The following is a 20689-nucleotide window of genomic DNA, read 5'->3' on the forward strand; positions in this document are numbered from 1 at the left end:
ACATTCGTACTCGGGTCTATGGGAAGGGATGCGGTTGTGAATTTAGTTGTTCCGGAAGCAATGGCTGGTCCGTATATCCGAGCATCGCGGGCACCTTCAGCACCCTCTCTAGCCCAGTCAAACGGGTGAGATGATGACCGAACGTCATCGGCAGCATCCCTGGAATCAGTACCTTTACACAATGCAGATCGTTTCGTTTCAATTCCGGCGTAGTCTGATCCACCACGATCACATCGAGGTTCAACTTCCGGAAAGCCAGCAGGACATCCTTCAGTTCATCGGTCAAATCCGTATGAACCGGAGTCCGGTTGAATTCCTCTTGAAACGTTCGTAGAGGACGATTTCTTTCCAGTAGAAATTGCAGACGTTCCTCTGCTTGCGGCAAGCTGTACAGCATCGAATGATCCTCCATCTCCCGCACCAGCCACGGATTGTGGTACATCTGCTCGTATTGCTCCCGATTCGCATGGAACTTTTCGTTTAGCGTTAGCATCATTCCGGATAATTCATGAACCGAACTTTTCGCCGCCCGAACCGGATCCTGATGTGCTCCGGCAGCGCAAATCAGATTTATGCCCTTTTGCTTCTTGTTTTTTGCCAATGCCCAGATGCTTGGAATTCCGTTCTCCATAGTTGCGTTATACAAATGAACATCAAATCCTGCCACCGTCCGCAAACGGTTTATCATTAGATCCAGTTCGGGATCTCCCGCGGAATGAGGATCAATCCGAGGCAGTGGAAGCTTCGCATACCAAGTCAGCAGGAATGAATCCCGCTCCACCACTTCCATGATGCCATAGAAAATGGCCTCCTCTAAGCTGCCTCCAAGCGCGCAGCCGTTGGACGTCTCATAGACAAAACCTTGTCCGCAGCTCGAGCTGTAATAGGCAAGCTGTTGGGGAACTAGAATAGGATTTTGACGCATAAACGAATAGCCCCAAACCCAATCGATCGGTTCATCGGGATGAAATGGCTTGAAAGGAAAATTAGACTGCATGTACTGCTCATTCGCATACATGCCTACCGTGACGGGGTTAAGAGCGTGATCCGCCAGATTGCGGTAACTTTCGATGACCATTGTTTTTTTGCCGCGGGGTGCCATCCCGCAATAACGCTCCAACCCTTCCATGATGGCGGTCAGCTCGCTTTCCGCATAGGAATGCGTTCGGCCAGCCGCTGGCTCGTCATGATCAAACATCGGTAGATTTACGCTCACATCGGCAAACGGCGATACGAAATCAACCATTTTGCCGCTCAAAAAACCGGTCTTAAAACCCAGGTAGTCTTCGACCAGAATATCCTTCAAGTCTGCAAGTGAACGGCAGCGGTAACTTTTCTCGCTGATTTTAGGACTTGGCTTCAGTGAAATGCAAGCTGTATCAGGCGTGTCTTCAGGCAGTTGACCGCAAACCGGACAGAGCGGATCGGGTAGAAAGAAGTGGCTTTTGCTTTTCAACGTTTTCATGTCTATGAAAAACATCCGTTCTTCCAAGCCGGATCGGTTGCCCTGAAGAAACTTTTGCGATTCTGCCACGAGCAGGAATGCCATCTGTGATAATCCCGTAAGCGAAGCCCACGCATCGCTCGGAATTCCACCAGCCTCCCCCAAACGGTGCCGCAGCATCCACATCTCCTTGCGGTCACGTCCGGCCATAAGCTGCCGGGTATCGGCACATTGCGTACATCCGGGTAAACCTGGGCGAACCAGCGGTCCGACTACACCTTCGCCGAATGCGACGAAACCTCGCAGCCATGGAATGCCCGCTGCCCGAAGTAACGTTTCTGCCTCCCGATGAACGGAAGGACGCCATGCATCGTGCAGCACCAAGGCAAACGCCGCCGTTTTCGGTACTCCGTCCTTTAAATCGCTTAATCGTATAGTCCGGCATAGTTCGGACATTTTTTGGCTTACAAGGTCCGCTAACTCGCCTTCTCCAATGATGGCCGCCACTGTGTTCACCGGGACATCTCCTCTCGCAACAATACGCCAAACACGCCTTCAAACTCTTCCTTCAAAAACGGTTCCACAGCCAGATCCACAATGTAGAGCTGTTTGCCGTTCTTTCTCAAGGTTTGAATGGCTTCCCGTAAAACTTTCGATTGTGTTACGCCTTCACTTGAGGGTATAACTAGATCGACCGCGTCCTCTTTACCGAGTTGCACAGACGAAGCTTCCACCACTTGAGCCGCAATGCGTTCGGAAACATTCTGTACGCTATGCAATGCAGCTTTTAAGGCTTTACGAAACGCCATTGTCATATTCAAGCCTGTACTGCCATACCAGCGATCGCCCGTACCGACCCACGCCATTGGGAACCCGAACATTTCCTCCCCCAATCCGATCACAGGCGTACCGTTCATAGTGGTCAAAGACTGTAAATAAAACCGGCATTCTTCATCTTCCATCTTGTTCGAATTTACCCGAATGACAGGTACCTTCCCGACCCTATGCCGCCTTGCCAACTGTTCACTTAAATTTGCATGCAAACCGCGATTAACAGCTTCGGCAGCTGTTTCCCCTACTCCGAATCCAATAATCTCCTTGGTCTTTACCAGGACATCGGCCAAACGTGACACATACATCTCAATCCCGGTAAGCCCCGCTTCTCGCCGCGCTTCCTCATGAGTCAAACCAGAACAGACAAGACCCCGAAGAAGTCCCGCCGGTCCCTCCGATAACGGATCAACCGACTGAACACGGCACTGGGAGAGCGGAAGCTGTCTCAAGTTCCCTTCTTCCCAAATATGAAGAATTCCCGTTTGTTCTGAAGTCAATCGGTTCAAATATGGCAGCAAACGGTTCGATTCGACTCTGTCAGAGCTCCCGTCAAACCACTGCTTCGAAACTTCAATTCTTTTGGCTGCCTCATGCCCGTGTACCAAAGGATGCGGCATGAAAGGATGCCAGCTTCCTTCAAGCGTTTCGAGATCAAGCAAAAAGAACGAATTTCTTAAATCCGATTCTCCGGTAACCGATTTAAATAGCTCGAAAACGAGCACATTAGCGAGCATCGCTCCCGCTGTAGAAGAAAAGTCATGCAAACTAGGATCTTTATAAATGGCTGACTGATGGATGCGGCGCCATGCCGATTCCCAGCATCCCCCAGAATCCGGATGTACGACCGGACCCGCCATTCCAGTTTGATGGACACACATTGCCGGCAGGAGAACCTTGTTCTCGGCTTTGCAAACCGATTGAAGAAGGCGGAGTTCTTCGACATTTCCCTCTTGAGATACATACAGAATCGATTGGAACGGCTGCACTGCCTCTCTCCAGCCGTCTGCTCCTCCTTTCCCTGGCTTGATCTCATTCAGAAGCACATCCGGATCCGTTCGGCGGGCTTGCTCAGCTAACTCTGTCAGTCGAAGCCGGTTCGTCAGCCCAGAATCCGTTATCAAGATGTTGAGCTTAGGCATTCCTGAAGTGATTAAAGAAGCAACCAACGCAACAAAAAACGGACCGGACCCGATCGCTAATACGTCCGTCTGTCGATAACATTGAAACCTGTATGCGCCGGAATCGCCGAGACTGTCTAAAAAAGCTATTTGTGCAGCGTATTTTTGAAGAATGTCATCAGACAATTGATGCGGACGATCTTGACTCACATCCCGAATATAGCCATTTTGATACAGCACGTCCGCAATTTCAAATACCCGGTCCCGATAAGGGGCCGATAATCCGTTCGTCAAATCTGCTAATGTGAATTCCCCATTGAACACAGGGATCAGTTTTTCAATCCACCGATCGATCATTTCGCCTTCCATACGAAAGGTGCCGACGTTATTCCGGAAATACACGCCGTCGTTCGGAACCGGGAGATAAAATGTATCACTGTTGACGTTCAGACGCGCCGCAGGGGTCAACTTAACCACTTTGCTCCTCCTTACTGTTATTTACCTGAAATCACCTTCCATAACTATATGTACATCAATTCGTCCGACATGCCTTGCTCTTCAATATATAATGCCCCTGACAACTTGTCGCTGTACAGGGGCAGTGCTTCTCATCATGATATGCGGCTTCTTTATTGATAACTAATAACGATCGGTTAACGACAGTGATGGCAAAAGCCGCCGCAGCGATGAAAACCGCCGCAAAATCCGCCACAGCGATGGAAGCCGCCACAGAAGCCGCCGCAAAATCCGCCACAAAATCCGAAGCCGCCACAAAAGCCGCCAAAACCAAAACCGCAAAAGCCGATGCACAGCCGTGACGGATCTGTCGTGTTCATATCATTAGGATATTGGCCTGTCAGATTTGGGTTTTGCTGATTCCAAGGTGTCATCTGGCCAGCCTGAAACTGAGAGACGCTCAACTGCTGAAGTTCATTTTGGAAATCGTTCATTATAAAAAACCTCCGGTAATTTTTTGATAATGAGTATTGGCGCAAGGAAAGATAGAACATTATTGAACATGATTCCAATCTATGGAGCGGAATCCGCACTTGTTACTGATGTAAACGCCCATTTTATAGGCCTTTGTACTATACAGAGGGTGATTATGCGGAAAGGAATTAACTGAAGTAAGGCTGCTGCGGGTGGTCATTGCGAAAGTAATTTATCCTTACGTTGGTAAGGCAACGGGTAGAATTCTTCAGCGACTTAGGGCAGATAAAGAAAGCGCCGATGAAAAAAAGCTGTAAAACCGCGTCTTGGGTTGCGGTTTACAGCTTTTTTTGGCGTTCATTTTCCGGCCGGAACTATGCGGCTCGGGCATGGTTAAGAGGCGATTGCGGAATTTCTATTTCAGCTGTTTTGCAAGTTTGAAAAACCCGTCGCGCCGACGTATTACAGCAATTCGGCCAACCGGATCAAGTAGTCCGGCAAGTCGATCTTTCCTTCCACTCCGAGCGCTTTCACCTGTTCCATATATGCACGGATCGAGGCCAGCTTGACCTGCGGCTTTCCTTCTTTCTCGGCCTGCTCCGCATGTCTCAGCTTGACCGTCAGCGCATTGGCGATTCCGTGCGCGTTCGGCTCGGTCAAGGCGTGTTCGGTCGCACGGATCAGGCCGTCGAAGTCGACGGAGCTTTGCTCCTCACCGACTGCCCCGGCTGCGGGAAGCCCGACTGATTCGTCTTGTACGACGAGATCGTCGATGTAGACGTCCGTCCCCGCTCCGGCGCCGGTCGAGAGCAGCAGATGCGTAACGACCGGCCCCGGATTCGCCGCCGGAATTTGTCCCTTATGGACGCCGTTCACATACACATCTGCCCCAGCCTCCGCCAGATCGAAATCAAGACGAATATCGGACCATTGATTCAAGGGCAGGACCGTCGGCACGGGCAAGTCATGAAAGAGATCCGAAACGGTCGGAATGGTTTTTACGGTCATCATATCTTGCAGCGCATTGCTGAATGTAAAGGCCGTATCCGCATAACGCTGATGCACTTTTACATAACGCGCGTCCACAGACATACCGCCCAGTGTAATGGTGCCGCCCGTTTTGCTGAATATCCAGCCGGTTATTTCCCTCCAGTCTCCTGCGTTCGTATCGCTTGCATAGACGGACAGATCGCCCGAGGTCAACCGATTCGTTCCATCGCTGTCCCGCAACCGGATTTCCTTGATAGTCTCTACACCGCCCAGATCGACCCCGACGCTGCGGCTGCTGTAGTCGAGGGCAACGGGCCCCGTATGCGTAAAATTGCTTAAATTCCCGGCGAGCGGATTTGTATCCCCATGCAGAAACCCTGTCATGGGATTATGCTCCGCCGTCTGAACGGTCAACATGTCCTGCAAGTCGTTTACGAACGTAAAGCCCGTGTCCGGGTAGCTTTGATGAACCTTGATGTACCTCGCTTGAACCGACATCCCTCCAAGCACGATGTTCCCGTTCGTTTTGGCAAATGTCCACCCGTTCACCGGCACCCAGTCGCCGTTGTTCGTATTGCTTGCATAAACGGACAAGTTGCTTGCGGTCAGCCGATTAACGCCGTCATTGTCCCACAGCTTGATCGTCTGAACTGTCTCCACGCCGCCTAGGTCGATTCCGATGCTGCGGCTATCGTAGTCCAATCCGAACAAGCCGCTACCGCCAAAATAGTTTATATTCCCGTTAACCGGATCCGTATCTCCATTCTTATAACCGCTCGTGCGGGACTCGCCCGTATTCACCTCCATCATGTCCAGCAGCTGGTTCACAAACGTAAAGGCGGTATCGCCGTAATTTTGGCGCACTTTGACGAATCTTGCCTGCGTCGACAGCCCGCCGATCGTAATGCTTTCGTTCGTCTTAGCGAACGTCCAGCCCGTTACTAGGCGCCAATCGCCGGCATTCGTATCGCTGACGTAAACGGACAAGTTCGTTTGGCCGATCCGATTCGCTGCGTTATTGTCGTGCAGCTTGATTTCCCGGATCGTTTCGACGCGGCCGAGGTCCATCCCTATGCTGCGGTATTTGTAGTCGAGGGCGAAGAGGCCGACGTATCCTAAGTGTCCCAAGTTGCCTTCGGACGGATTCGTATCGTCGTTCAAAAACCCGACCTTTCTATTGTACGTCGCCGGGGAGCTCGAATAGGCAAGCGAGCCGTCCGGCGTCACCTGAAGCAAGTAAGCCGTCCCGACCGCATTCGATTGCTGTGAATAGCCTTCCTGCAGCGAGATGTTGAGCCCGTTTGCGAAGCTGGACCCGTTAACGGAAAAGCGCACGCTCCCTTTGCGAACGGCAGGGAACAGCCTGGAGGCGCCTGTTAGCGTAATATTGTTTGCGTTGTCGAAAATACGCAAAGAGCGTTCGCCTTGTTTGGCGCGATTGGCGCTCGTCGACACGACGCCGGAGCTTGTCGTTTTCCACCAATAATCGTTCGCCAGACGGCTGCCGTTATCCGGAGCAGCGGCGTTTTTCTCATATTCGAAATCGTCCAGCGCCCCGTGGCTGCGGCGCAAAAACCGATCGAAATCTTCCACCAGCAGCGAACCTTTCATCGTTACTCCCGACCACGAGAACAAGTAGGCGTCGTCACCGGCGGGTACTTTATCCGACTCGGTCGCCTGAACGGTCTCGGCATTCGAGTACCAGCCGGGAGTAGAAAACTGCGTCCGCCCGAACACGTCCCGGTACCCGTTCCACGTCTGAGTTTCGTCGTCGCTGTACGCCACGGTCAGATCGTTGCGTTGGTAACTGTCCGCCCCCATCGCATTATGCCCCGACCAAGTGAGCAGGATCGAACCGCTTCCTTCGCGGCTGAGCGCCGGGAACGTGTTCGAGCTCAACACGTCGCTGTCCTCCACGGGGGACCAGGTCGCTCCATGGTCGGTCGAAACGGACGAGCCCAAATGCGTCTTATCTCCCCGCTGCTGGCGGGCGTATATGCGAAGGGTGCCGTCGGCCAGCTCGATAATCGCCGTCTCCGACACGCCGCCTTCTCCGCCGATTGCCGGAATCGTCAGATCGGAGGCGCTTTTCGTCCATGAAACACCGTCATCGTCCGAGTACGCGACGCTGGCCGCGAACGTGCCGTCGTTCCCGACGACGAAGGCGAACGAGGCGACGAGTCGGCCGGTGCTTAATCGGATCGGATTCGAATACGTAAGCGCATAGTTGATCGGATTGCCGAGCGACGATACCATTCCTGACATTGGGACCGGCGTGCCGAATACCGGCTTATGGCCGTTAAATCCCGTCGATTTGACCGAGTACATATCGGTACGGCATACGGATTGGTCCAGACAGCTGTGTACCCCGTCCCAGACGCCGTAGTAGAAGTAGGAATAAAAGACGATATGGACGACGCCCGTATTCGGGTCGACATAAGCGCCGCCCGGACTGTCCAAAGATACGCCCGCTCGGCTGCCCGGCGAAATCAGCGGCTCCGGCGCCGTCCACGTTTTGCCGTCATCGAGCGAATATTTGGCGTAAATGCCCCGCGTTATATCCGTTTGCGCCATCAGCATCAACGTGCCGTCTTTCAGCCGCACGGGTTTTATGTTCGCTCCGTAGGCGACGCCGCCATCGTCATGCGTCGTCAACGTTTTATTGCCGTATTCGACCTGCAGCGCCTCTTGGCCGGCGCCGACGAAGACAGCCTGCGGATTGCCGTAATACATATACAGCGTCTGCGAGGCAAGCGGCTGCATCTCGGGGATGCGGACGTAAAAGCCGCCGTCGTCCATGTAGAACGGCAGCTCCATGCCCCCGGCGTCCGCGAACCGAACATCGCGTAAATCGGCCTGCATGTGTCCCGCTGCGATGAGCGACTGGACGTCAATCTCGCTTTTCTCCACATAAACCGCCCGGTCGTAAATCGTTTCGCCGTTCGGATTGGATACGGCTACCGATTTACGGTACAGCCAGTCTCCCCCTCCGCTCGCCGTCCATCGTCCCGGAGGCAAGTTATGGACGGAGATCATGTCCTGCACATTGGAGGCGGAAAACTCGGCGGCACTGTCGTCAAAATGGTTGTGCACCTTCACATACCGGGCCGTTTGCCCGAAATTGTACAGTAGGATCGTATTGCCCAGCTTCATAAAGTCCCAATCCCGGACCTTCGTGAACGCTACATTGTCCTGACTTATGTATAGCGACAAATCGCCCTTTTGCATACGGTTTGCGTTCGCGGAAGCGGCTTGAAGCTCGATCGTATTAAACGTCTTCATGCTGCCCAGATCTGCCCCGATACTATTCAGCCCGCTGTCGAGGGCAAAGGCTCCGGTCGCCCCGAACGAAGTCAGCGCGCCTTTCGCCGGATCGCGGTCCCCGTATACGGAACCGGCCACCGTCGCCAGTTTGCCGGGACCGGATACGCCACTCTGAATCAGCGGCTCGGCCTTCACGGGGGATACTTCCAAAATCGCCGTAAACGACGTCAGAGCCATAATAGCACATAGTAGGATCATCAGCGTTTTTCTCAACAAGTCCATCGAATTCCCTCCTCGAAGATACAAAGTAACCATCCCTTGCTGAATGCTACTCTTTCACCGACCCCAGCACGATGCCGTGAACGAAAAATCGCTGCAAGAACGGATAAATAAGCAAAATCGGGATCATGGCGACCATCAGTTTCGCGGCGTTCAAGGTCTTATTCGATGCCTTCATCGCTTGAAGCATTTGTTCGGTCGACATTTCAGTCATCATATCGGGTGTGATATTAATGACCAACTGTTGGATATACGTCTGCAGCGGATAATGATCCGGCTTGCTCATATAAATCAATCCGTCGAAAAAAGAATTCCAATGCCCGACAATACTGAACAGCGTCACGGTCGCGAGCGACGGAACGGAAAGCGGAATATAAAGGCGAATCAGCGCATACCACGGACCGGCGCCATCGACGACCGCCGCCTCGTCCAATTCCTTCGGCAAGCTGCGAAAGAAATTCATAATGAGAATGACATTAAAAATGGGAACCGCTCCCGGAACGACCAAAGACCAGATTGTATTTTGCATCCCGAGCGTCGTGATCGTCATATATAGAGGAATCAAACCTCCGGAAAACAGCATGCAAAAGACGAGATACCACATGTACAGGTTTCTCCCAGGGAATTGCCTCGATTGCCGGGACAAAGGATACGCCATGAGGACCGTGAGCAAAAAGTTGAGAGCGCCTCCCAAAACGACCCGCTTGACGGATACGCCGAACGCCCGGAAAAATTTTTCGTCATCGAGAATAATATGATAGGACGTCAGGTTGAACCCCGCCGGCCACGCGGTCACCTTCCCCGCATTCACGGCGGCTTGGTCGCTGAAGGAGAGCGCGATCGTATACCACAGCGGATAGAGGGACATCATCGCCATGAGGGCTAATACAAGAAAAATCGTGAAGTCAACCATGCGATTAGACAGTGTTTGCGACCTTACCATAACGGCCTCCTTTCTAAAAAATCCGATAGTTGGCCAATCGGTAGGCCAATCGATACGAAATCGCAATCAGAACGATCGCAACGACCGACTTCAATAAACCCACGGCAGTAGCCAAGCCATATTGCATTTGCACGATGCCGATCCGGTATACATAAGTATCGATAATATCGCCGGAGGAATAGACGAGCGGATTATAGAGGTTGAATATTTGATCGAATCCGGCGTTGAGTACATTGCCGAGACTCAGAGTGGTCAAAAGAACGACCGTCGGCATGATCCCGGGTAGCGTAATGTAAACCAGTTTATGGAGCCGGTTTGCCCCGTCCATTTCCGCCGCTTCATATAAAGAAGGATTGATGCCGGTCAGCGCGGCCAGATACACGATGGCGCCGAATCCGAACTCCTTCCACACATCGCTCCACACGACGATATGACGAAACCATGTATTGCTGGCCAAAAACATGATCGGGTCCACGCCGAAGAGAGCAAGAAACTGATTGAGGATCCCTTCAAGCGACAAAATGTTGGCCAGGATGCCCGCCAAAATGACCCATGACATAAAGTGGGGCAAATATACGACCGTTTGAACGAGCCGTTTGAACGAACGAAGACGGACTTCATTCAGAAGCAGCGCGAATGTGACCGGTACGATAATGCCGGCAGCGATTTTCATAGATGCAATAATCAGCGTATTGAACAGCACTTGCTTGCTGTCAGGAATTTGCAGCATAAAGGTAAAGTTGTCAAATCCGATCCAATTCTGTTTCCAAATCTTTTTGCCCGGCACAAACCGCTGAAATGCCATAACGAGTCCGAACATCGGCACGATGCTGAACACAAAAAGCAGCAAGGCGCCGGGAAGCATCATAATATGATAGTGCATGATCGTTTTTTTGTCTCTCATTCCCTCTCACCCTCGCAAGAAGCATGGAAGGCGCCAAGTCGGACAACTTAACGCCTTCCTTTTCTTTCCTGTCGTTTATTTTTTCGCCGCTTGTTCGACTTCTAAGGTGATTTGGTCGCCTCCGAGCCGCTTCCATTCCGCAACGAACGAATCGAACTGGTCGACAGACCCTTCACCGAGAATGATCTTCAAGAACGTTTCGTTTTCAAGCTTCTGTAAAATGGCCCATTTCTGCTCCATCGTTTTCGTCTGTCCGAAAAAGACATTGCGCACGACATTGTACTTGGCCGGATCGGTTTCCGCCGAGCCCGCCATCCTTGCCGTCGCATCGGACCAAGCGGCGACATCCTTCTTCGGATTCTCATCGTTTTTCTTTACGTTGTCATACCAGGGCTTTACAGACTCGGAGAGTTTGGAAGGGTCTTTGGCTTCCCATGCCTTCTTCAATACCGAATGATCCCTGAACACAACATCTTCATAATCCAGCTGGAGGGCAAACGGCCATTGCGTCCAGCTGACGTTAAGTCCCTTATAAATATCTTTGGAATCGGGATCAAGCAACCGAATGCCATCATACTCGACATTCAACACCTTCATAACTGCTTCGGGATTTTTGTACCCCTTCCTTACGACAAGGAACGAACCTACCGGATTCGGATCATACGTATTGTATTTCCCGTCCTCATCTACCGGAACGGAATAGGGTCTCCACTCTGCTTTCGGATCGTTTTTAACGGAGTCGGGAAACGGGCTGACAACCGGAGACCACCACGGTCCGAATACGATACCTGATTTCCCTGCCGCAGCAAGCTCATTTTGGTCTTTGCGTACGGCGAATTGTTTATCGATTACGCCCGCCGCATACATGTCGCGGAGCTTCGCCAATGCGGTCTTCATTTCCGGCAATATGGAACTGTAGGAAATGTTGCCCGATTTGTCTTTCAGCCACTGTCCTTTATAAGCGCGGTAAGCTCCAAAGATAGGATCGAAGGTGTTCAGCGAGTTATACCCTGCCAAAGTCGGAAATGCGGTCAAACCTGATGTATCCTTCTGACCGTTGCCATCCGGATCTTTTTCGATAAAGGCTTTGGTAATATTGATTAAATCGTCAACCGTCTTTGGCGGCTGCAATCCCAGCTTTTCCAGCCAATCCTGCCTGATCCAGGTCAAGCTGTGCTGACCGCTGATGTTCGTGCTGGGAAGCCCCATCAATTTTCCGTTGAAAGTTGCCCTGTTTAAAACGCGGTCGCCATACGACTTGTAATAGTCTTTGATTAGCGGGCTTGCCAGCTTCTGATAGACGTCTGTCAAATCGGCAATCAGATCGGCTTCCACCAATTGCTTCAGCTGCGCTTCTTTCACGATGAACGCGTCCGGAAGATCCTGGCTTGCGATCGATACCGACAGCTTTTGCTGGTAAGCGTCCGGCGTCTCCGTCTGCCAGGCGTGCGTCACTTTGACGTTCAATTTTTTCTCGATGTACCGGTAGAATTCGTTGTTGTCGACGGTGTCCCCGTTGGGCAGATTCGTGTTTTTCGTGCTGATGCTTTTTCCCAGGCTAAGCGTAATCTGCTCCGTAAATTTGGAAAAAGGATCGTTCTTGCCGACTTCTTGCGCGTCTTTCGTTTGACTCGGCACAGTGTTTGGAGCCGCTTCCTGATCACTTTTGCCGCATGCCGACGCAAGGAGCGCCAGCGACATAAGCGATACTGCGGTCGTCTTGTACTTCATTCTATTTACCCCCTCGACTGAATTTTCCTTGCACTTCGAGTCTATAACACTTTTCGCCCGGAACGGGAGCGAATACCGTCGGCGGCAGGCGGAGTTCTGTCCTCTGTTATGTGGAGCTCGTCCGGCAACCGACCGTTTTCCTACCGACTCTGACGAAATTCACACCTAAGTATCGTCGCCAGGCATCGTAAGCGGAATTGTCATCGTCATAACAGTACCTTCTCCGATCCGGCTTTCAATCTGGAAGCGCCCATGATCTCCGTAGTGAACGCCGATCATCCTCACCACGTAACTGAGCCCGATGCCAAGACCTGCTTTATTTTTTTCTTTCTCATAGGTCATCAGCCTGGAGACTTCTTCCTCGGTCATTCCCGCTCCGTTATCTTTCACCTCAATGTTCATATGGCTTCCTCGTGCGGCGACGCGCACCACCACGACTCCCTCTTCATCCCGAAGTCCATGATACAGAGCATTTTCCACGATAGGCTGCAGAATAAAACGCGGAATCGTCTGATCCAGCAACGCTTCGTCCACGTCGTAACGGACATCGAACTGGTAATCGTAACGGATGCGCTGGAGCTCCACATAGTCTTTCAAAGCGCCTAGTTCCTCGCGCAGCTTGACCGCAGCTCCCTCTTTCCCGAGATTATAATGCAAGACACGCGTAAAAATGGACACGAGACGGTCGATTTCATGCTGTCCGTTCATGCGCGCGATCCATTGGATCGTATTTAACGTATTATGAATAAAATGGGGATTGATTTGATGAAGGAGCTTCTCCACCTCCAAAAGTCCTTTCGTCCTTTCCTTCTGTTCGATTTCCGCGAACAATTCCCCGATTCTGATTCGCATCCGGTCGAACTCGTACAGCACGCTGTCGAATTCGCGCACGTTTGTTCGGTTAAGCCCGGAATCGAACCTGTTACCGGCCATGGAGCGGATTTCTTTCAGAATGCTGCGGATAGGACGATAGACGGTTCGCCACACTAGCAGCGCGAGTGAGATACTAATGGCAAGACATGCGAGGCTGATGCCCCCATACCGCAATAGCCAGGCGCGGAATTCTTTCTCAAAATCGCTCTTATCGACCGCAACGACGATACTCCACCCTTGCGCGCTGGTCTCTCTGAATAGGTAGAACCCCTCATCTTCCTCTGTCTTACCATTCGCAGCTTCCTTCTTCGGGAATTCGACGCCGGATGGAAATTGAAGCGGGGCGTCGCTGTAGGCAATTTTACCGTCCTGATTGAGCAGGATATGGGAAGCGTTCATCCCATAATGATGCTTGTTTAGCACTTCCTCAAATAGAAGCAGGTTCGTTTCAATATACACAAAGATCGTTTGCGGTTCGACGCCGGGCACATTGATCGGCCTAGATAACGAAAAAACGGTATTCCGGCCGAACTTGTAGGCCGTTTGATGCGGACCGTAATAGGAGCCGCCCTTGACCCCGGACAGCAAAGGCAGCGAGTCAATAGCGAAATCATCGCGAATTTCCCGGGTTTGGAACTTGGCCTTCTTCTCGTCGGTAAAATAGTAAAGCATGACACCTAAATAGGGATTCGTGAAATTGACGAGATTCATATTTTTCTGAATGTCGGTTGTGATCTGCAACTGCTCAAATACGCTTTGTGAAGAAAGCAGGCTGGACAGCGATTGGCCGAGGGTTCCTTCTTGCGAGAGCTGCAAGGAAGCATACTCCATATTGCTGAGCGTATTCTCGAGACTTGTCCGCGTTTGGGACAGCGCATTTTGGATCCCGTTTTGGATTTTCTCATGAAAAATGGTTTGCAGAGCCAAATAAGAAATCGCTCCAAGCAAGATAAGCGGTATCATAGTGCTCATTAGCAGCGTGGCAATCAGTCGCGTTTTCAAGGATGACCAATCAATCTTCATTTGGCCTGTTCAATCCTTTCGGCTGCTTTCCGGTATTCTGCCGGATTTATGCCGACGCGCTCCCGGAAAATTTTGCTGAAGTATTTTTCATCTTTATAGCCGGTCCGGTCCGCAATTCGGTAAATCGGATCCGATGTTTCGACCAGCAGCCGTTTCGCTTTCTCGATCTGCATTTCCCTCACGTACTCGCCGAACGATTTGCCGACGATCGTTTTGAAACATTCGCTGAAATAGCCGCTGCTCATATTGAATTTTGCAGCCACCAAGTCGCGCTTGACCCGTAAATCGTCCAATTGCGATAAATAATAAAGCGATTTCAAAATACTGACGATGATTTCGACAAAGTAAGCGGAGCCTTTCATTCTTTGTTTCAGCTCACTTCGAAGTTCGTCCAGCACTTGCTTTGTATCTCGCCAGGACAGTAACGATTCCGGAAGGCGCTCATACGGGTCCGGACCTCCGCTGCTTCGGAACATTTGGCGCCAAAGGCTCACGGATAAACGGAACATCTCCGTTACTAAACGGCTGTCCGGCCTCGTTTGTTCGATTAAGGCGATCGCAAGGCGCCACTGCTCCTCATCATAAAGCCAACGGAACGAAAACCAATGCTCCTCCAGCCGCTTCGTTTCATCGCGAGTTTGATTGCCCGCCGCTTTTGCCGGCAAATCAGCCAATTCGAATGCGCTTCGATTCGGTTCGTATTCGTAAAACAAATAATTCCAGATACTTGCAGCGGAAATATGCGTCTCTCCATGAACAATGACGAGGACGAAATCGTCCGATTGCGCAGCAAATCGTCGTAAGGAGGATTCCGTTTCATCATCCGTGTATGCGATCGACCAAATGCGATCGCCGTACGGCGTTGCGGAAGGGACGCTTGTTTTCAGTAAATTGGAAGCGGACTCTTTATCCTTGTTTGCTGACATTAGAGCTAATAGAAAAATACGTCGGGGCGCTGTTTTCGGCGTTTGCGTACCAGAACTGGCCGCTTTACTCCCCTGGTCGTACCGGATCCGCTCCACGATGCGCGCGAGGATGTCATCCATGCTTTCTTTATCCATTTGTGTTTTAACGATATAGTCGATTGCACCGGCACGCATTGCCTCTTGAATATAGTCGAAATCTTGGTGGCACGTTAGCACGACAATCCATGTTTTTGGATCCTGCATACGCACCTCCTTCATGAGTTCGAAGCCGTTCATCGTCGGCATCGTCAAATCGACGAACAGCAGATCGACGTCATGTTTCTGCATAAAATCAAGCGCCGCTCGCCCGTTTCCCGCTTCCCCGATAATGCGAATTCCGTATTTTTCCCAAGGCATCGTAGAAATAAGTCCTTTGCGAACGAGTTTCTCGTCATCTACAATCAAAGTGTTTAACATTTATTCCCCCCCCATCCATCAGCATTTGATGATGATCCGGCCCTGCAGGTTCACAAGGCAAATATAATAGCCCCCCCGCCCAATAACATAGTTTTAATAACAACCTAAATTAGGCCATTTCATGCGCATTGAAGTCACCTCGAATCGGATTTACATCTTATGTAAGCGTTTACGGTGAGGGCGATGCCTATCGGCTTCCATGAGAATAGGTGCTTCTCGCGTGAGTTTCTATGTAATATGGTATGACCAAAAAAACTCTAGTATTAGAGTAGCCGATAGCCTCTGCGTAATCAACCCGGTTCTTTCATGATACCTTCCCTTCATCTTGCCTTAATATTGCTGCTTCATAATAGGCATATTTGATATATATATTTAAAATAAAGGCTATGGTTAAATTACATTGTTGATTTATGACCCAAGTAAAGCCGCCCCATGGAAAGGGCGGCTTTTTGAGCTATCGTACCGGTTAATGATTACGACTTTACCTCAAATTGTACATCTTGTTGAAAGGAATTATCTCGTTTTTTCCATGAAACAACCACATTGATTTGTTTGGCATCTGATGAAAATGTCGAACCTACGCTAAAACTTTGCTTTTTTTCAATCAAAGGATATTTTGCAATAGCATTTCCAGTTTCAACTACAATGTTTTCAGCTTTTGTATCACCTTCGTATGTCAGTTCAAGTATATAAATTGGCGTATTGGACTTGCTTGATTTTGAGATTATCGAAACTGTCCAATCCTCTATTTTTTGCTTTTTGGGGTAATATTGTCACGTTTTCCGTGAGCGGTTGGTTGAAAGTATCTAAGTTTACAGTAGGTTGAGATGAAATTGTAGGTGGTAATGATGGTTTACCTTCATCTTTATTCGTACAACCCGCTAAGAAAATACAGGCAATAAAAAATACAATAGATAGCTTATTAACTAAAACCACCCCCACGCCAATATCTTCCTAATAGTAAATTAGACGCAAGAAAGCTTGACTAAGTTTCAATCTAAAATCCCATTTTCATTGTATATTACTGACTTTAGAGCTTAACTAGAAAATGCAGAAAGTCGGAGTCGGTTAATCGTGTCCGTTACAGAAAACAAGCAAGAGTTAACCAACATGTGCTTTTTATTCGACGCTGTATTCTCATATTCCTTACTGTCCAAATAACGGAACCATTCCAGATAATGTTGCAAATACTTTGTTGGTCATGGCTAATACCACTATATTTAGCTTTCCCACCACGCTTTTTCAGTTCTTTCAAATCCATGGGTAAATCGTCTCCGAACCTTGCATGATACCTTAATTACAGAACATGTTCGCAAGGTTCGGATATCAACAACACAGATTAACAAAGCCAAAATAAAAAGAAAAAGCCGCGATTTAAGCGGCCTTTAATGAGATCATGTTTTTGTCACTAGATAATCCTTTATCTATAGTTTGATCCTCCCTCATCACTATTTAAGGTGAATGGAACAGCGTGTTTACTACCTATCCGATGAAATTCTTTTGTCTGCACCTAATTTAGGGGCGTTTGTCCTTGGCTGCCTGCCATTGTTCTTCTGTTCCTACAAAAAAGGTAAGTCTACTAGGGCCTCCCCCTCCCCCTCCTGTGCCCTGCCCATGGATCATTGACACATCTTTTGGAGATTCAATTAGTCGACCATCTTGTTCAACATAAATTAAAACCATTGTTCCTGAAACATTCTTGCTTGAAGTCATTACTTTTCCTGAAGGTGGAACCTCATAAAGTAAAGTGCGGCCCTCTTCTTTTAATGCAGGAGAACCTGATTGTTCGTAGGCAACCTCAACCCATCCCGTAAACTCTTTTGGCAATAAAAACTTATGTGTAGGATTCTCCAGTGATTTGTTTAATAAAATAAGGCCAACTGCCACAATGCTAACAGTAATAATCGCAGCGATGAACAGAACGAGATAATTGGAAAAATGCGATTTCTTTTCCATAGAAGATTACCCTTTCCTCCGCAGATTTACCACTCCCGTTACTTTAATAAAACAAGCAACCGATCATTCTAGCCTGCATACTACGTGTTCTTATTCAGCTATTGTGCCTCGTTTAACAAAGCCCTATTTTACTGTAAACTCTGTAAAAGCAGTTGTCTTGTTCCAGCTCACCTGTATTCTATATGACCCAGGTTGTAAGTTCATAAATATTCTCCGAGGCAGATGGAGCAAAGGTTTACCTAGTGTCGGTTCTTATTCCGCTCCCGTTCATCGAGACATTCACTCCTGCTCGGACGGAAGGTCCTGTCTGCGAATTCCTATAACAAGCCGTCTTCCAACTGCTCAAGCACGCAGCTCCACCAATGGTTTTCGTCTGCCAGGCTCGCCGCGTCCTTCTCTTCAAACAAAGCCCTCATCCGGGTCAACTCCGCCTTGCGGTCGAAGGCCGGCCGCTTCTGCCGCTTCGGGACGATCTCACCGCGGCGGAATGCAGCCAGTCGTTCACTCATTTCCTCCGCCGTCCATATCGTCACTTGATCACCTTCGGATTGAGTTGCTATAAACGATTGGACGCAGGATAAGAACAACAGAAACAGACGGATATCCGAGTTAACGAATCCTGATTGCCCGGAGGCCGGGTTGTAGGAATATAGATGCCCCGAACCTTGAGCCAGCCCCAGCATGGCGCTTTCCGGCTCCCATTCATATCCGATGGGCAGCAGCTTGCGTTCGCCAGCGTGCAGAAGTCCCATATCCGCGAACGATTGGAAGCGAACGCCTAAGACGGCATCCGCGGCCTCGATCAGAGGAAGTCCTTCCTTAAGCAAGCATGCCTCTACCTTCTCAGGCAAATTGACGGATCTGACGAGATCCGGATCATAGACGACAACACGTTTCAATGATCCATTCCCTCCTCTTAATTAGTTTAGCGCTTTTTGTTATATTGGTCCCTAATTGATTCAAATGCTTCAAACTGCTGACCCTAATGATCGTTATGTAAGTTCATATTCATAAACTCCGCATAACTGTATTTCTTCTGAAGAAAGTTCTAACAATGATGCGATAACCATACCGTGGCAAACTACAATTATATTAGATTTATCCAAGTAACCAGATAAGACCTTTCTTACTCGGTTAACTACGCTTTGCTTCGATTCCCACAATTTTCTCCCATCTTCCGGATAAATTCCATTATGCTTCAAAAAATCTTTCCACAGTTCGGTTATTTCATCTAAACCGGATGCTTGCCAATTATCGGGAGTCCATTCATGCAAATCATATTCTACTTTTAATGGTAATCCAATTTTCGTATTTATAATGGCCGCTGTTTGTAGAGATCGAGTATATGGGGATGAGAGAATGAGGTCACAATTCAATAAATATTTATGGTTGGGTAGTACTTGTTCGGCTTGATACACCCCGTTATCTGTTAAAGGAACAAAATCTCTTAAAGCGCCTTTTAAATTTCTTTGATCTTTGAGAAACCAATTCGGCTCTCCGTGTCGGACGAGATAAAATATGGTCAAATTACATCCCCCATACATTTATCGATCAATAGTTACCCGTAAGTCTCTCATGTCACGCTTCGCTACATCACAGAGGATGTTTGATCTTTCAGAGTAGTAGAGCGATCGCCATTTTGTCAGATAAACAGTTCTTTATAGCATGGACAACACGGCTTTTGGAACTTTACAAACGACGCTGTAGGCGGGGTTGAACACATTGGCCACCTCGTATTCCACAGCTTGGCCCAGGAGTAGGCTTGCTTCCGAGGCAGTCAGGCCGTAGTCCTTCGTCAGCATAGCCAGCATTTCCGTCGTTGCATGCTGCAACGCTTGATCAAGCGGCCTGGCGTTGCCGATGCAAAACCAGTGCGTGTCCGATTCGCCTCGCGGCCAACCGATCGTTTTCCCCTTCAATACCTGAACAGTGAAACGGACGTCGAGCGATATTTCCACACCGGTGCCTACAATTTCCCCGCAGCCTTGAACGGCATGCCCGTCCCCAAGATGGAAGAGCGCACCCTCCGCAAAAACCGGAAAATAGACGGTAACACCGGCTACAAGGCCTTTATAGTCCATATTCCCGCCGTATTCCCCACTCGTTGCCGTTGAAATAGCCTGATCTTTCGGAGGAGCAACGCCAAAGCAGCCCAGAAACGGGCGCGCTTCCAGCTTCAATCCGGCCAAACCGGCCGGCGGCTTCTCCAAAACAACTGAAGCTTGCTCAGCGTCCACAGACCAACGCACAATGTCGAATGGCGGTAAAGCTGCGGCAGCTATAGGATCGACGACGTTCGGCGCCAGCACGTTGAACGTCCAGCCCCAATCCCGGCTCGGCACTATCGACTCGAGCCGTACGGCAAGCGTATCGCCGGGCTGCGCCCCTTCCACATAGAATGGACCCGTCATCGGATTGCCGCGCCCGGCCACGCTTTCCCCTCTGTAGTCCCAGCCTCTGGCGTCTACTGTGGATGTCACGACGGAATCGCCGTCGGCAATTTTGAGTACGGGCTCGTGTGCCCCTATGGTGTTATGGTAATGCTTGGGTTGAAAGTGGTGTACAGCCATCGTTTCGCCTCCTCAATTAATATCCATTATTCGTGCAAATTGCTCGCCATTCCAAATGACGACAGCAAGATTATAGGCATGTTCTTGTCGTTTTCGAAAATACAATCTTCCCTTTACACCAGTTTCTCCGAACCCTTCATAACCAAGTTGTGTAAGTTTATTCGTTACGGAATTGCTCAACTCAAGCGTTTTCACGCCTATCAAAACATCAATAATTGGTTTTGCAAACATCCCGATTACCGAGGTACTGCCGAAATGCTGGATGTCGATAGCATCATCTCGGAAAGCTTTAAGAAGATTTATTTTTTCGTTTTGAAATAAGGCAATCCACTTTTCATCATAAGGAATCACACTAATAACCTCGTCAATTCCCATCCCAAATTTCACTCCCTCTCCTCAACTTCCAGTCAGTATTTACCGCACGCAGGGCAACACAGTAAATATTCTT

15 protein-coding genes are annotated in these 20689 nt (G+C 49.7%); all 15 read right to left on the reverse strand.

Going from position 1 to position 20689, the window contains the following annotated elements; genetic code table 11:
- Positions 1-16: 16 nt before the first annotated feature.
- Positions 17-1960 carry a TOMM precursor leader peptide-binding protein gene (locus DQG23_RS32835; protein WP_238178155.1) on the reverse strand — a complete coding sequence of 648 codons (1944 nt, stop codon included), beginning with the start codon at positions 1958-1960 and terminating at the stop codon, positions 17-19.
- Complete coding sequence (locus DQG23_RS32840; RefSeq protein WP_113035264.1) at positions 1957-3873, reverse strand: putative thiazole-containing bacteriocin maturation protein; 1917 nt, start codon at positions 3871-3873, stop codon at positions 1957-1959. Before DQG23_RS32840 ends, DQG23_RS32835 begins: the two co-directional genes overlap by 4 nt.
- A 176-nt stretch (positions 3874-4049) precedes the next feature.
- Positions 4050-4346: a heterocycloanthracin/sonorensin family bacteriocin gene (locus DQG23_RS32845; RefSeq protein WP_113035265.1), complete on the reverse strand. Its 297-nt coding sequence runs from the start codon at positions 4344-4346 to the stop codon at positions 4050-4052.
- Positions 4347-4788: 442 nt separating this feature from the next.
- A complete protein-coding gene (locus DQG23_RS32850; protein WP_158560810.1) occupies positions 4789-8862 on the reverse strand; it encodes a DUF2341 domain-containing protein in 4074 nt (1357 codons plus the stop codon).
- A 46-nt stretch (positions 8863-8908) separates the two neighbouring features.
- Positions 8909-9802: a carbohydrate ABC transporter permease gene (locus DQG23_RS32855; RefSeq protein ID WP_113035267.1), complete on the reverse strand. Its 894-nt coding sequence runs from the start codon at positions 9800-9802 to the stop codon at positions 8909-8911.
- Between the two features lie 13 nt (positions 9803-9815).
- Complete coding sequence (locus DQG23_RS32860) at positions 9816-10706, reverse strand: ABC transporter permease (RefSeq protein WP_113035268.1); 891 nt, start codon at positions 10704-10706, stop codon at positions 9816-9818.
- Between the two features lie 75 nt (positions 10707-10781).
- On the reverse strand, positions 10782-12437 hold the full coding sequence (locus DQG23_RS32865) for an extracellular solute-binding protein (RefSeq protein ID WP_113035269.1): 1656 nt from the start codon (positions 12435-12437) through the stop codon (positions 10782-10784).
- 165 nt (positions 12438-12602) lie between these two features.
- On the reverse strand, positions 12603-14333 hold the full coding sequence (locus DQG23_RS32870) for a cache domain-containing sensor histidine kinase (protein ID WP_113035270.1): 1731 nt from the start codon (positions 14331-14333) through the stop codon (positions 12603-12605).
- The gene (locus DQG23_RS32875; protein WP_113035271.1) at positions 14330-15715 is read right to left on the reverse strand and encodes a response regulator transcription factor; all 1386 of its coding nucleotides are present in this window, start codon (positions 15713-15715) and stop codon (positions 14330-14332) included. Before DQG23_RS32875 ends, DQG23_RS32870 begins: the two co-directional genes overlap by 4 nt.
- Positions 15716-16396: 681 nt before the next feature.
- The gene (locus DQG23_RS41950) at positions 16397-16657 is read right to left on the reverse strand and encodes a hypothetical protein (RefSeq protein WP_146762427.1); all 261 of its coding nucleotides are present in this window, start codon (positions 16655-16657) and stop codon (positions 16397-16399) included.
- Between the two features lie 573 nt (positions 16658-17230).
- Positions 17231-17671 (reverse strand): DUF6843 domain-containing protein, encoded by a 441-nt coding sequence (locus DQG23_RS32885; protein ID WP_113035272.1) that lies wholly within the window; start codon positions 17669-17671, stop codon positions 17231-17233.
- Positions 17672-17988: 317 nt separating this feature from the next.
- Positions 17989-18570, reverse strand: coding sequence for an SUKH-4 family immunity protein (locus tag DQG23_RS32890; protein WP_113035273.1), 582 nt, complete (start codon positions 18568-18570; stop codon positions 17989-17991).
- Between the two features lie 93 nt (positions 18571-18663).
- Positions 18664-19197, reverse strand: a complete 534-nt coding sequence (locus DQG23_RS32895) for a histidine phosphatase family protein (RefSeq protein ID WP_158560811.1) — start codon at positions 19195-19197, stop codon at positions 18664-18666.
- A gap of 132 nt (positions 19198-19329) precedes the next feature.
- Positions 19330-20241 (reverse strand): acetamidase/formamidase family protein, encoded by a 912-nt coding sequence (locus tag DQG23_RS32900; RefSeq protein ID WP_113035275.1) that lies wholly within the window; start codon positions 20239-20241, stop codon positions 19330-19332.
- Between the two features lie 12 nt (positions 20242-20253).
- Complete coding sequence (locus DQG23_RS32905; RefSeq protein ID WP_113035276.1) at positions 20254-20616, reverse strand: GrpB family protein; 363 nt, start codon at positions 20614-20616, stop codon at positions 20254-20256.
- Positions 20617-20689: the final 73 nt, after the last annotated feature.

The organism is Paenibacillus contaminans (genome assembly GCF_003285015.1).
GTDB classification, from domain to species: domain Bacteria; phylum Bacillota; class Bacilli; order Paenibacillales; family NBRC-103111; genus Paenibacillus_V; species Paenibacillus_V contaminans.

Excerpts from the sequence above, each read along its gene's own strand:
- DQG23_RS32850 (WP_158560810.1), bottom strand. The coding sequence starts at position 8,862 with ATGGACTTGTTGAGAAAAACGCTGATGATCCTACTATGTGCTATTATG.
- DQG23_RS32855 (WP_113035267.1), bottom strand. The coding sequence starts at position 9,802 with ATGGTAAGGTCGCAAACACTGTCTAATCGCATGGTTGACTTCACGATT.
- DQG23_RS32875 (WP_113035271.1), bottom strand. The coding sequence starts at position 15,715 with ATGTTAAACACTTTGATTGTAGATGACGAGAAACTCGTTCGCAAAGGA.
- DQG23_RS32845 (WP_113035265.1), bottom strand. The coding sequence starts at position 4,346 with ATGAACGATTTCCAAAATGAACTTCAGCAGTTGAGCGTCTCTCAGTTT.
- DQG23_RS32865 (WP_113035269.1), bottom strand. The coding sequence starts at position 12,437 with ATGAAGTACAAGACGACCGCAGTATCGCTTATGTCGCTGGCGCTCCTT.
- DQG23_RS32860 (WP_113035268.1), bottom strand. The coding sequence starts at position 10,706 with ATGAGAGACAAAAAAACGATCATGCACTATCATATTATGATGCTTCCC.
- DQG23_RS32905 (WP_113035276.1), bottom strand. The coding sequence starts at position 20,616 with ATGGGAATTGACGAGGTTATTAGTGTGATTCCTTATGATGAAAAGTGG.
- DQG23_RS32885 (WP_113035272.1), bottom strand. The coding sequence starts at position 17,671 with ATGGAAAAGAAATCGCATTTTTCCAATTATCTCGTTCTGTTCATCGCT.
- DQG23_RS32870 (WP_113035270.1), bottom strand. The coding sequence starts at position 14,333 with ATGAAGATTGATTGGTCATCCTTGAAAACGCGACTGATTGCCACGCTG.
- DQG23_RS32900 (WP_113035275.1), bottom strand. The coding sequence starts at position 20,241 with ATGGCTGTACACCACTTTCAACCCAAGCATTACCATAACACCATAGGG.